General features: G+C 60.5%; 11 protein-coding genes and 1 tRNA gene. 3 read left to right on the top strand and 9 right to left on the bottom strand.

The annotated features are described in order from the left end of the window. Nucleotides 1-60 precede the first annotated feature (60 nt). The 4 genes from ACTHUY_RS03450 to ACTHUY_RS03435 all read right to left on the bottom strand — a co-directional run bounded on the left by ACTHUY_RS03450 (nt 61) and on the right by ACTHUY_RS03435 (nt 5,779). The gene (locus ACTHUY_RS03450; protein WP_441677658.1) at nt 61-3,645 is read right to left on the bottom strand and encodes a metallophosphoesterase; all 3,585 of its coding nucleotides are present in this window, start codon (nt 3,643-3,645) and stop codon (nt 61-63) included. Nucleotides 3,646-3,987: 342 nt separating this feature from the next. Further along, a complete protein-coding gene (locus ACTHUY_RS03445) occupies nt 3,988-4,638 on the bottom strand; it encodes a class I SAM-dependent methyltransferase (protein ID WP_441677656.1) in 651 nt (216 codons plus the stop codon). 18 nt (nt 4,639-4,656) lie between these two features. Then, nucleotides 4,657-5,139: a YybH family protein gene (locus ACTHUY_RS03440; protein WP_441677654.1), complete on the bottom strand. Its 483-nt coding sequence runs from the start codon at nt 5,137-5,139 to the stop codon at nt 4,657-4,659. Between the two features lie 199 nt (nt 5,140-5,338). Continuing rightward, nucleotides 5,339-5,779 (bottom strand): OsmC family peroxiredoxin, encoded by a 441-nt coding sequence (locus ACTHUY_RS03435; protein ID WP_126703080.1) that lies wholly within the window; start codon nt 5,777-5,779, stop codon nt 5,339-5,341. 276 nt (nt 5,780-6,055) lie between these two features. Here ACTHUY_RS03435 and ACTHUY_RS03430 point away from each other — a divergent pair, with 276 nt between their 5' ends. The 3 genes from ACTHUY_RS03430 (at nt 6,056) to ACTHUY_RS03420 (ending at nt 6,879) form a co-directional block, all read left to right on the top strand. Next, nucleotides 6,056-6,271: a hypothetical protein gene (locus ACTHUY_RS03430; RefSeq protein WP_126703081.1), complete on the top strand. Its 216-nt coding sequence runs from the start codon at nt 6,056-6,058 to the stop codon at nt 6,269-6,271. Further along, nucleotides 6,261-6,722, top strand: a complete 462-nt coding sequence (locus ACTHUY_RS03425) for a hypothetical protein (RefSeq protein WP_441675033.1) — start codon at nt 6,261-6,263, stop codon at nt 6,720-6,722. The genes ACTHUY_RS03430 and ACTHUY_RS03425 overlap by 11 nt, the downstream gene beginning before the upstream one ends. A gap of 82 nt (nt 6,723-6,804) precedes the next feature. Next, nucleotides 6,805-6,879 (top strand) — tRNA-Asn (locus tag ACTHUY_RS03420). A gap of 223 nt (nt 6,880-7,102) precedes the next feature. Here the strand turns inward: ACTHUY_RS03420 and ACTHUY_RS03415 are convergent. The 5 genes from ACTHUY_RS03415 to ACTHUY_RS03395 all read right to left on the bottom strand — a co-directional run bounded on the left by ACTHUY_RS03415 (nt 7,103) and on the right by ACTHUY_RS03395 (nt 11,489). Then, nucleotides 7,103-7,846 carry an enoyl-CoA hydratase/isomerase family protein gene (locus ACTHUY_RS03415; protein ID WP_441655387.1) on the bottom strand — a complete coding sequence of 248 codons (744 nt, stop codon included), beginning with the start codon at nt 7,844-7,846 and terminating at the stop codon, nt 7,103-7,105. 1 nt (nt 7,847) lies between these two features. Next, nucleotides 7,848-9,035: a CaiB/BaiF CoA transferase family protein gene (locus ACTHUY_RS03410; RefSeq protein ID WP_441655388.1), complete on the bottom strand. Its 1,188-nt coding sequence runs from the start codon at nt 9,033-9,035 to the stop codon at nt 7,848-7,850. Between the two features lie 176 nt (nt 9,036-9,211). Continuing rightward, the gene (locus tag ACTHUY_RS03405) at nt 9,212-9,958 is read right to left on the bottom strand and encodes an amino acid ABC transporter ATP-binding protein (RefSeq protein ID WP_441655389.1); all 747 of its coding nucleotides are present in this window, start codon (nt 9,956-9,958) and stop codon (nt 9,212-9,214) included. Next, entirely contained in the window at nt 9,955-10,635 is a 681-nt protein-coding gene (locus tag ACTHUY_RS03400) for an amino acid ABC transporter permease (RefSeq protein WP_441655390.1), read from the bottom strand. Before ACTHUY_RS03400 ends, ACTHUY_RS03405 begins: the two co-directional genes overlap by 4 nt. After that, complete coding sequence (locus ACTHUY_RS03395; protein WP_441655391.1) at nt 10,635-11,489, bottom strand: transporter substrate-binding domain-containing protein; 855 nt, start codon at nt 11,487-11,489, stop codon at nt 10,635-10,637. Before ACTHUY_RS03395 ends, ACTHUY_RS03400 begins: the two co-directional genes overlap by 1 nt. Between the last annotated feature and the right edge of the window lie 280 nt (nt 11,490-11,769).

The raw sequence follows: 11,769 nt of genomic DNA, 5'->3' as shown, positions 1-11,769 counted from the left end.
GTGGGCCCAAGCGTTTGCTTGGGCCCACAGCGGTTAGTGACGCTCGGTCAGCCAGCCGTACTAGCGGCGTACGCCGGGAGTATCTGTTCCGTTGCCATCCCAGTCGCCGATGAGGACGATGTCGCTGTCGCGACCGTAGCGGAGCGTCATGTCGGCAACGCCTCCTTCGAGGGCGTTCCGCAGGAAGAATTCGTTGCTCCGGCGGATACCGAACGAGTCGGATCCATCTCCGTCCCAGTCGCCCGCGATAACGGTGTCGTCTGCGCGTCCGTAGGCGAACTCAGCGTCGGCGTTGCCTCCGATGAGTTCGTTGTTGACGTAGATGGTGTGCCCGCGACGGACAGCGAGAGAATCCTCGCCGTCGCCATCCCAGTCACCAATGAGGACGGTATCTGCCTCGCGACCGTAGGCGAACTCGCTGTCGGCGTTGCCGCCCCTCAGCTCATTGGAGACGAAGTACCGATCGCCGCGGCGTACCGCGAACGTGTCGTTGCCGTCTCCGTCCCAGTCGCCAACGAGGACGGTATCTGCCTCGCGTCCGTAGGCGAACTCGGCGTCGGCGTTGCCTCCGATGAGTTTGTTGTTGACGTAGAAGGTGTGGCCACGGCGGACTGCCAGGGTGTCTTCACCATCTCCGTCCCAGTCACCAACGAACACTTCATCGTTGGCGCGTCCGTAGACGAATGCGGTGTCGTGGGTGGTGCTATCCCACGTGTTCGAGAGCAGGTAGGTCTTGCCCTCGGCGTCTGGGATAGGGGTGGGGTCGCCGGGCTCTTCCGGTTCGGTGGTAGATGCAGCGACCGTGAAGACCGACAGGGGAGAGGTGCCGGTTCCGCCGGTGGCGTTCTCTGCAACTGCGTACCATCCGTAGGTGGTACCGGGCCCGAGTCCTGTCCAGTCGGCAGTGGCGCTCGCGCCGGAGGCTACGGTGTCGCTACCAATCTCGATGTCCGAGTAGGCGGTGACGAGCACGGAGTCGGTTGCGATGCTGGTGGTGCGAGTATTGAGGTTGATCGGGACAGTGAACTCGTCCTCGGTGCCGTCGTACTCGCGGTTCGTTGCGGAGTCGTACTCGTGTGCGCCGTGATCATCCAGGCGTGCCGAGTACGTGTTGACCGACATCTCTGAACGATCAACATCGAACTGGAGGAGCCTCATGTAGCCCGCGGTCTTCTCACCATCAACGAGGTATTCCTGGTAGTCAGCGAGTAGCTCGATAACGTGGTGGCCGTCTTCGGCAACGTTGTGGCGCACGTTCGTGCCGACGCCGTGGACGTGACCGGAGAGAATGAGGAAGATGTTCGGGTTCTGCGAAACAACCTTCTCGTAGATCGCTTCGCCCCAGTGGGCGGTGTGGGATGCTCCGCGAGCATCGGTTGCCGTGGAGGCGTTGATGTACTCGTGGGAGGCAAGGATCGCGTTGCGGTCGGGGTACTGGGCGAGAACCTCGTTGGCCCAGGCCAGTTCCTCATCCGTTGCCATGTAGCCGAGGTACACGACAAGGAAGTCCTGCCCGGAAGCGGTGAAGAGATCGTAGTGGTTCTGGTTATCTCCGGGCTTCCAGGGGCCACCGTATTCGGCATTTTCCCAGGTCTCGGATAGTGCCTCGTAGCGTTCTGGACCGAAGTACTCGTTGTACAGGGAGTTGTCGGTACCGTACTTGTTGTCGTGGTTACCAGGCAGGACGCCGTTGGGGATTCCTGCCTCGTCCAGGATGGTCTGGGCCTCGTCAGCGACCGCGTACTGGTCGCGGGCGTGCCCAATCCACTCCGGATCGTTCGTGATGACGGTGTCGTCGTTAACGAGGTCGCCCGTGTGCACGGCATAGGCGATCTTGCGCTCGTCAGCGTTATCCGCAATCCACTGGGTGGTGTCCAGATAGGCGTCGCGGAAGCGTTCAGCGGCGGCACCCTCCTGGTCGACTGCGCCCTCGGCAAGGTACTGCGTGTCAGTGTTGTGGGCGATTGAGAAGTCGTATGTTTCGGGATCCCGGAACTCGTCCGTGACCTCGCCAGCAATGTCATCCGTGAACGGATCGTAGCCCTCGACAAGCAGGTGAACCGTGCCGTCGGTGATGTGGGCGGGCTGTGCGATACCGGTGAGCTCGGTCAGGCCGTCCGCGGTACCGCGGGAATCCTGCAGGAGCTGCCAAATCTGCTCTTCACCATCCCAGACGTAAAGGCGTGCGCCGCGTGCCGGATCGACTTCACCGGACCAGGAGATCACCTGATCGGATGATGATTCGTCAACGGGAACATCGAAGCGCTGGAACGTGACCTCTTCCGCGGCAGGGCTGCGGAGCGTCTCGTCATCACCGGGGGCGAGGCCGTCGGTGCCGGCTTCTTCTTGGCCGGTGAAGCTCAGCTGGTTGAGGGGCAGGGAAGGCGTCGTGCCCTGCGCCGCCATCTCCGGCATGCGGGGCGTTGCCTCGTAGAACGTGGTATCAACATCCCCACCGTGCGGATCGGTGACGGTGGCGGACAGGGTCACGGTTCCCTCGGTCCCGGACGTGCCGGAAACGGGTGACAGGTCGCCGAAGACGGGCGTGTTCGGGTGAGTGGTGAAGGAAACGATGTGAACGGAGGTGTTGCCGAGCTCGTCGGTTGCTTCGATCCGGAGCTCGTGCGCGCCCGCCGCCATCTCGTCGCTCGACAGCGTGTCACCAATATTGATGGGGTCGCCGTCGAGAGTGAGGGTGGGTGCCCCCGCTACGCCAGCATCATCAGCAAGTGTTGCGTCGATCGTGACCTCGCCGAGGACTTCGTCTCCGTCGGCAGGCACGGAGGAGGAGAGGGCGGGGCCGGTGTTGTCGACAATGACCTCGGTCGTTGTCTCGGCGTCTCCGGCGGCTGCCGTGATGGTGTGGGTGCCATCCTCAAGTTCGGTGGTATCGAGCTCAAGGAGCAGGCCCGAGTTCGGGCCCGGCTCACCATCAACATTGAACGAAAGTGTGAGGTGGCGGGGCTTGTTGGAGGAACCGCAGTTGCCGTCACCGATGTTGTAGTAACCGTCAGCGCCAACAGCGGGTCCCGTAATCGGGTTGTCCGGGTTCGTGTACTGTGTGCCGTCTGGTCCCTGAAGGCGGAAGTTTGCGATCACAACATCGTCGTGGTTAAGCCCGCACGTTGATGCTCGGGTGCCCGTCCAAAACTCAATGGAGTTCTCACCGGTTGTGAGCAGCTCCGCCGGAACGTTGATCGGGTGATCGTTAACGTGCGCGATCTGTTCGAGGATCGCCACGCGCTCGCCGTTGACAAGCAGGTAGTTTGAATAGGCGATCTCAATCGCGGCCTTGACGTCGAGCACCAATGCCGAGTCGGTCTCGTCCAGATACTCCGAGCCGAGAGTTTCCCGGGCGTCAGCCGCCGCTGTTCCGTCAACCCGGATCTCCGTTGGATTAGCTCCCGGGGAACTCGGAGACGACACAACCGTGTGCGTCCCAGAAATGCGCTGAGCATCCTCCAGGTTAAGGGTGGGGGAGCCATCCTCAACCTGTCCCGGATCGGGCTCGATCGGCGCCCACTGCACCCCCGTATCGGTGCTTGACGTGTCATCGTTGACTGCTGTTGCCATTCCGGGCGTGGCAAACAGCAGTGTGAGGGCTGTTGCCGCCGCGGCGGTCCTGCGTGGAGGCAGGGGTCTCATGTGATCTCCTAGTCGTTGTGGCCAGTAGAGACCTTGCCACGCTACGAGGGGGAGATGACCGTCACTTAACCGACAGGTTACGGCTTGGCGATTTTGTTCATGAGCTGGCCCGAAAAGTCACTGACCTGCACAGGCGGCGTTAACATTGGTTGTCGTGGACCAACCCAAACGGCTGTAGGGGAGCCCGGATGTACCAGGGTGATTTGACCTTATTGCCCCGATTAAGGCCAAACGATGAGACATGGCTCGGCTCGGCCTGGTGCTGCGCCTGGTCCGAAGCTAGGGGTTCGGCCCAGGAGTGGCTAGGGTTTGGCCGTGCCGGGTGCTCGGAAACGCCTTAGGTTAGCCGATGTTGACCTGGACGCCGGGGTTAACCGGGGTGTGCTTGCTGGCCTTCGACAGGAAGGCAACAAGGAAGTTTTCGTTCGCTGGGGCAAGCTGCCAGCTAGAGAACTTTGCGTCGATAACCAGACCAGCATCCAACGCATCCGCCTCGAACTCCGCGAAGTCATAGCCGCGTCCGGCACCAAAGCCAATGGTGATCCGGCCATCGTCAGCCAGGTGCTCATGCAGCCGTTGTAGGGAAGGGAGACGCTCATGGCCGGCCAGGAATGTCATGACGTTACCGGCGGAGACAATATGGTCGAACTTTGCGAGCCCGGTATCAGTTTGGAGCTGGAAGGTAGCGAGGTCACCAACAACCCACTGTGCGGTCGGGTGATCTTCTTGAGCTACCGAGATGAGATAAGGGTCAAGGTCGATTCCAATGACCTGGTGGCCGCGGCGAGCCAGATAGCCACCGAGCCTGCCAGATCCACAGCCAGCGTCAAGAATCCGAGATCCGCGCTCCGCGAGTGCATCGACCAGGCGTGCCTCACCGTGAATATCGTGACCGGCCCTCTCGAGGTTCCGCCACCTCTCCGCATAGCGAATCGCATGATCGGGATTCTGACTCGTCACGGATTTCCAGACATTGTGCTCGGGCGCGCTCATACGCTTAAGTATCGGCCTTTAATGTCGGGGTGTCGAACCGCGATAGGTGATCGGTGACTGCGTTGAGCCCACATTTGCATGAGTCTCCATTCCGCCAGGCGGAATGTCGGTATTCTGCGCCGACACCGCTCGCCAGGTGCCAGCCGCAAGCTTCTGGGCCACAACCGTGAGCACCGTTCGCCTCTCATCGAGCTCCCGGCCGTCGGGATCGACCTGACCGGTCACGATAAGCCTGCCAACGACAACGGCGTGATCGTCACCGAGCGTTTTCACCGTCGTACGTCCCACCCTCATTGAGCTCTGGCCGAAGATCTTCTCGAAACCGTAGGCGTGTGCCGTTTTAATCTTCTCCCTGGTGTTCCACCAGAGTCCCGTGACGTTCACAAAGGTTGCGTCGGGGGCAAAGATCGAGGCCAGCTCATCGGCATCGTGCCTGTTCCAGGCATCCCGGAACGCATGCAGAACGCCTTTGGGGGAGTCAGGCAAAGAAACATCCGTCATGATCGGTCTTTCGATGAGGGCAAGTTGGGTGAGGGCAAGTAAGGCGTTGATGTAGAGAACAAGCGACGTGTTAAAGACGACTGTGGGGCCGCATCGCGCGGCCCCACAGGCAAGAAGTTTGGTGGATCAACCGCACCTGGCGAGCATGGCTCATGAGAGCCCAAGCAACGGTGCGGGGGATCCGGCTACGGCATTGGCCCTAGACCAGCTCGGCGTTGACCGTGATCTCTGCCGATGCGTAGAGACGCGACACCGGGCATCCCGCCGCTGCGTCGTTCACGGCGGCCTCAAAAGCATCCTGCTCCATGCCGTCAATCTGAGCCTTCAGGGTGAGGGCCGAGGTGGTGATGGTCGGGTTGCCGTCCACCTCGTCGAGGGTAACCTCCGCGCTCACCTCGAGACGCTGAGGAACAAGGTTGTCCTTGCTGAGACGGTCATTGAACGCCATGGCAAAGCAGGAAGAGTGAGCCGCAGCGAGAAGCTCCTCGGGGCTGGTCTTGCCCTCGGGAGCGCGGGTGCGGGATCCCCAGGTGACGACCTGGTCGTCAAGAACAGAGGAGGAAGAATTCGAGAGGACGCCCTTGCCGGACGGCAGGTCGCCTTCCCACGTCGTCGTTGTATTGCGTGATGCGATAGCCATGATGATCTCCTTAGCTTTTCTGCCCGGTAGTGAGCCGAGCCTCGATGTCGGAGTGCATTCATTCTTCGCCCGCAGTGTGGTCCAGGTCAACGGTGCCAAGCTGTTGGCGAAGAACCTTGCAATCAAAGCCCGCCAGCTGTGGCACGTTCGCCTGGTGGTGGCGAGAGGATGCCGGACGAGCCGAGAACGATACCCTGAGAACTGTGACATGTCACCGTCGTGGGGCCCATGGGGAACAACGTAGACTGGGCGAAGAGTTTACGAAAGGGAGGCCGCGTGGCAACCGACGATAAGGACGACATCGAGACGCCGTTCAACGAGAAGGAAGCGATCCGCAAGCAGCGGAAGCAGTTCATTCTGTTCGCGCTCGCGGGGCTCTTCATGCTGATCATCGCGTTCTTCGCGGGGCGCACCGTGAAGGAATGGGTATCTGACGATGAGTCGGCTCCCGTCGGTGTCTCGATCGTTCAGGAGGTTAGCTATGTCGCGTGAGCGGACGATGTGGGAAGGGAAGCTTGAGGACGGAACGACGCTTGTTGTCACCGAGAGCTTCGGACTCATCGTCGACGGTTCTGAAACGGTCAAGGAATGGCCGTGGGTTAACTACGCCTCGGGAGAGTGGGAAGGCGAAGCCGGAACATTCGAGGCGACAGCGATTGCCGACGACGTTGATGACCTGATCCTCGAGTTCGGTCCCCAAACCGATATCAGCGTTGGCCTGGTGATCTCCGACCGCATCGAGTCCTCGATTGTCTACCAGGAGACCGCCCTTGTCACCGATGCTGGCTGGGTTCGGGTGTTCGTCAGGCGGAACCCGGACGGCACCATGTTTACCCAGTCGCTGGGCTTCAACATTGATGATGCTGACCCGGCCACGGTGGAAAAGGTTGTTCTGGAACTGGAGTACGCGGTGCGCGAAGCGGTCGGGATGCCGATCGACTAGTGCCATTCAGCACAGTTCTGGCAAAAGGCAAGAACGAGTTTGAAACCTCGCGGCGTTGCTTGCTAAAGTCACTGTGTTGCCTTCCCGCATAGCTCAACGGCAGAGCATTCGACTGTTAATCGAAGGGTTGCTGGTTCGAATCCAGCTGCGGGAGCCACCGGCCCCGGACCACGCGTCCGGGGCTTTTTAGTTTTACTGCCCGCGATTCGAAAGCCGAGTTGTAGGCCACAAAAGTGTGTCTGGCCCACGGGGCGCTGTGGGTTAAGTGTCAAAAAGTGTGTCTTTATTTGGTGCGTTGCGAGCCAGTTCCAGAATGTTGATCAGAGGTACAAGAAGGGGCGGGGCGGACTTTGAGCCACCCCGCCCCAAGCAGTGCCTGACTATGCGCCCTTCAAGCCCTTGAGTCCCTTGGAGACTTGGAGCCTGCTGGAGTCGGACGTGTGGGCCTTAAGCAGACCTAAGAATTGCGCGGACTCGGCCGTTGTCGTCTGTGTTTCTCGATCAATAAGCGCCTTGAGAAGTCGGACAGAAGGGCCGTGGTTGTCGGCGATTTGGTCGGCAAGCTCGCGAGCAAACGCGAGCGCCTTGCCCCGCTCAACGACCTCGCTGACAAGGCCAGCTTCGCGGGCCCGGGTGGCGGTGTAGAACCGGCCGGTCAGAAGTAGATCGGCGGCGACTTTCGTGGGGACGCGGGAGGCAATATAGGTGCCGCCGCCTCCGGTGACGCCGATCCGTGCTTCGGGGTAGCCGAACTGTGCGCCATCCCCGGCTACGACGATGTCGCAGCTCTGACTGAGAACAAAACCGGCTCCCACCGCATATCCCTCGACGGCGGCAACGAGCGGCTTGGTGAGCTTGATGGTGAAGTTCGGGTAGGCGCGGGAATCATCTTTCGGGGGAGTGTTAAAGTCGGCTCCCGCACAGAACGCTGCATCACCGGTTCCGTAGACGAGGCCGACGGCAAAGTCGTTCGCTTCGAGTTTCTCGTACGCCGCACCCAGCAGATCAACGGCCTCCTGGGTAAGCGAGTTGCGCTTGTGGGGACGATTGATCCGAATTTCGAGGACGGCTCCCCGTTCGGTCACAATGATGGGGGCATCGCCCTGGATCTTGTTGAGGGTCATGTCAGCTCACCTTCCTGGTGTCGAGTTCCCAGCCGCCTGCCGTGACGGAGGCGATGACTTCGTCCGTGTGTGCACCGAGCTTTGGAGGTACCTCTGCGGTTGCTGGTCGGTCGGTTCCAACAAACCGGTAGGGGGCGTTGAAGACGTAGTAGGGATCGCGGTTGTCTTCGCGGATTTGCGCGAGCTGTCCACTTTCTTGAAGGAGCCCACGGTCATAAATGTCCTGGTAACTGGAGACCTGACCGTTGGCGATCTTGATCGAGTCGAAAGCTTCTCCGGCCTGTTTGACAGTCCAGCCTTTACGGTCGAGTGCGGACTGGAGGCGCTTCCACAGCTCGTCCTGGTTTGCCAGCCGCCGGTCGTTTGTTTCGAACAGGGGATCGGTGATGAGTTCGGGGACGTCGAGGACCGTGCATAGGGCCTCCCAGTGCTTGGGAAGGTATGCGGAGAAAATGACGTATCCGTCCGTCACTTCGTGGATCTCTGCGGCGGGGGCGACGGCGGGTTCGCGGTTACCGATCCGGCCCGGATTCTCGCCACCCTGGAGGAACAGGCCCCAGTAGTAGGTTTGGGCGTGCAGGCCACCCTCGAACAGGCTTGTCTCAACCTCTGTTCCTTCCCCGGTTTGTAGGCGCTGAATGATCGCCGCCAAGATGCCCTGCAGGAGCGAATCGCCCGTGGCAACGTCGACCGGGTTGTAGGGCAGTTTGAGCGGGCCACTCTCTTCGGTCCCGTTCACCCAGATCATGCCGGTCTCGGCCTGGCCGATTCCGTCAAACCCTTTATCGTGTGCCCGAGACGTGTTGGAGGGGAAGCCGCGTATCGATCCGTAGATAAGGGCGGGGTTCTGTTCGCGAAGCTGCTTGCCTCCGAGGCCGTGACGCTCCATGGAGGAGGCGGAGATGTTGTGAATGACAATGTCGGCCCCGAGCGCGAGCCGTTGCGCAATCTCCTCATCTTCTGGATCATTCAGGTCAAGAACGACCGACTTCTTCCCGTGGTTAAAGGTCTCGAAGATCGAGGAGGCCGCGCTACCTGTCGTGGGGCGGGTGGGGTCACCGGCGGGATTCTCCACTTTAATGACCTCGGCACCGAGGTCGAGAAGTGCCTGACCGACGGAGGGTGCGGCGATGAAGTGGGAGAATTCCACCACCCGCCATCCACTCAGTGGTTTCTGTTTGATTCCCATAAATCTGGTCCTTTCAGGGTTGCCGTTCGCGGAGAAGCAAGCGGCTGACTTAAGCCATTCGTTTCGTCAAATCGGGGTTTTCTGGGTTTGCTTGTGGGTGCTCGCGGGTGGCCAAGCATCTGCGGCCTGGCGGGAGTATCCGCGACGCGGTGGCTACGCTCGTTCACGATGGCGGGTTAGGCCGCCGCGAGGGAACTGCCGAGGAACTGTTTGGTGCGGGGATGACGGGGATTGAAGATGACATCTCGGGCGGGTCCCTGTTCAACGATTTGCCCGTCGTCCATGAAGATCACGCGGTCGGCGACTTCGGAAGCGAACGTCATTTCATGGGTGACGATCACCATCGTCGTGTGCTCGGCGGCGAGCTGGCGGATAACGGTGAGAACCTCTCCGACGAGCTCCGGATCTAGTGCAGACGTGGGTTCGTCGAGGAGAATCGCTTCGGGGTTGATGGCAAGTGCGCGGGCGATGCTGACTCGCTGAGACTGCCCTCCCGATAGCGTGATCGGGTACTGGCGCTCAACGTCGGCGGTGATGCCAACGCGGCGCAACAGATCCTGTGCGATCGTCGTTGCCTCGATACGATGCGCAACTTTCCGCATTTCGATTGAGTCGCGAACATTGTTGAGCGCGGTGCGATTGCGGAACAGGTTGTAGTGCTGGAAAACCATCGCCGTCTTTGACCGCAGGGCCCGGGCGGCGCTGTGCGGGATCTTGCCCTCGGCGCTGATCTGAGCATCGCCGATCTTGATCGTCCCAGCATCCGGGGATTCCAGCAGGTTGAGGCAACGCAAGAGGGTGGATTTGCCGGAGCCGGATGGCCCGACAACGGCGACAACTTCGCCGCGGTGAACCTCAAGGTCGATGCCTTTGAGTACCTCGTTGGTTCCGAAGTTCTTCCGAAGGTTGTGAACGGTGATCATGTTAACCTCACGTAGGGTCGGCTCATGCGTGCCTCGAGGACGCGGACGAGCTGTTCGAAAATGAAAATGATGGCCCAGTAGAGCAGGCCCACCATCAGGTAGGTCTCCAGGTAACGCAGATTCGCAGCCGATACCATCTGTGCGCTTGCGAACATGTCGGTGATTCCGAGAGTGAAGACGATCGATGTTTCTTTGACCAAGCCGATGAACACGTTGGCGGTTCCGGGCAGGGCGTTGTAGGCGGCCTGGGGAAGAATGTAGCGGCGATAGATTTGTTCGTGGCTCAGCCCGAGGCTGAGGCCCGCCTCCCGCTGGCCCCGATCAACGGAAATAAGGGCGGCTCGGAAGATCTCGGCCAGATACGAGGCCTCCTTCAGCCCGAGGCCAACAACGGCCGCCGTGAGAGCATCCACCGCCCTCATGCCCGGAATGATCTGGGGTAGGCCGTAGTAGATGAGAAAGAGCATGACCAGGCCGGGGATGCCACGGAAGAACGAAATGTAGAAGATCGCTACTTCGTTGAGAACCGGGACTTTTGTGAACCGGACCAGGGCCAGGACAACGCCGACTGCGACGGACAACACCATGGCAAGAGCTGCCAGCAGCAGTGTCGTTGGCACGTAGCCCAGCAGATCCGGCAGTGCCTCGAGCATATAGCTCGGATCAAAACCCTTCATTACTCGGCACCGCCCGGAAAGGTTCCGCTGTACGGATCGGGCACCATGTGGTCCTCGGTGGGAACGGTGAGATCATCGTCGAAGTACTTTGCCGAGATATCTGTGAGTGTGCCGTCCTCTTCCATCTCGTCGAGCGCGCCTGAGATATCGGCGGCAAGCTGACGGCCACGCTCCGTGTCGGCGAACGGGAAGCGGGTCTGCTCGAACGTGAGGAACTCGCTGACAATCCTCATGTCAACGTCCTGCACCGCGATCATGGCCGAAATTGAAGAAATTGGGGAGGCATAGCCGTCCGTACGGCCCAGCTGGGTATCTGTACGAGCCTGCTGCGGTCCGTCATAGGCGCGCACGGTTGCGCCATTGCCGGTCTCTTCGATCCAGGCAAGCGTAGCCGTTTCGTTGGTTGAGCCAGCTCCGGTGGCGATCACCTTGCCGGCCAGGTCATCCGCTGTCTGGATTGCGTCATTATCCCCACCGGTGGAAAGCACCACCCCGCCATAGGCATAGGCCCGCGTGAACACGTAGGTTTCGCTCCGCTCTTCGGTCCACGTGAGGTTCGTTCCCGTGGTGTCGATCCGGCCGGAGGAAACGGAGCCCATAAGGCCCGGGAAGTCCATCGTCTGGAACTCGACCGTGTAACCCGCACGCTCCGCGGCCTCCGTGATGACATCCGTGTCGAAGCCGGTCAGCTCACCGTCCTCCACAAAGGAATGAGGAAAGCTCGTCCCCGTGCCGCCCACGACAATGACGTTGCTGTCCGCACCATCATCCCCACCGCCGCAGGCGCTCAGAGTGAGCATAAGGGCCGCACCCGCGGCAGCTAGACGGGACAGATTCTTCGTTGTTCGGACCATGGTGGTCTCTCCTTTTGGGGTTTCTATCGGTGGCTAATTGAGACGTTTGGAAAGAGTGTTGGAGGGTTTTGGGTGTGAAAGAGTGACGGCACTTGGCCGGATGAAAATGGGTGCGGAAAACTACGGCTTCGCGCCGGGATACACGTAGCCCAGCGGGATAAGCCCGGGATTGGATATAGCTAGTCCAGGGTTATGTGGCGTGGGAGCACCGGTGCCGTGATAGATGCGGGTGAGCGTTGGCTGATGAAGTGGACCGGATTGGGTACAGCGGATGTGGCTA

It is taken from the genome of Flaviflexus sp. (assembly GCF_052087705.1).
Taxonomy (GTDB): Bacteria; Actinomycetota; Actinomycetes; order Actinomycetales; family Actinomycetaceae; genus Flaviflexus; species Flaviflexus ciconiae.
Note: the sequence above shows the minus strand (reverse complement) of the source record. Positions and strands in the feature narration are given on the sequence as shown.

Coding starts and splice junctions, on each gene's coding strand:
- ACTHUY_RS03450 (WP_441677658.1), bottom strand. CDS start 3,645: ATGAGACCCCTGCCTCCACGCAGGACCGCCGCGGCGGCAACAGCCCTC.
- ACTHUY_RS03445 (WP_441677656.1), bottom strand. CDS start 4,638: ATGAGCGCGCCCGAGCACAATGTCTGGAAATCCGTGACGAGTCAGAAT.
- ACTHUY_RS03400 (WP_441655390.1), bottom strand. CDS start 10,635: ATGAAGGGTTTTGATCCGAGCTATATGCTCGAGGCACTGCCGGATCTG.
- ACTHUY_RS03440 (WP_441677654.1), bottom strand. CDS start 5,139: ATGACGGATGTTTCTTTGCCTGACTCCCCCAAAGGCGTTCTGCATGCG.
- ACTHUY_RS03435 (WP_126703080.1), bottom strand. CDS start 5,779: ATGGCTATCGCATCACGCAATACAACGACGACGTGGGAAGGCGACCTG.
- ACTHUY_RS03405 (WP_441655389.1), bottom strand. CDS start 9,958: ATGATCACCGTTCACAACCTTCGGAAGAACTTCGGAACCAACGAGGTA.
- ACTHUY_RS03425 (WP_441675033.1), top strand. CDS start 6,261: ATGTCGCGTGAGCGGACGATGTGGGAAGGGAAGCTTGAGGACGGAACG.
- ACTHUY_RS03395 (WP_441655391.1), bottom strand. CDS start 11,489: ATGGTCCGAACAACGAAGAATCTGTCCCGTCTAGCTGCCGCGGGTGCG.
- ACTHUY_RS03415 (WP_441655387.1), bottom strand. CDS start 7,846: ATGACCCTCAACAAGATCCAGGGCGATGCCCCCATCATTGTGACCGAA.
- ACTHUY_RS03410 (WP_441655388.1), bottom strand. CDS start 9,035: ATGGGAATCAAACAGAAACCACTGAGTGGATGGCGGGTGGTGGAATTC.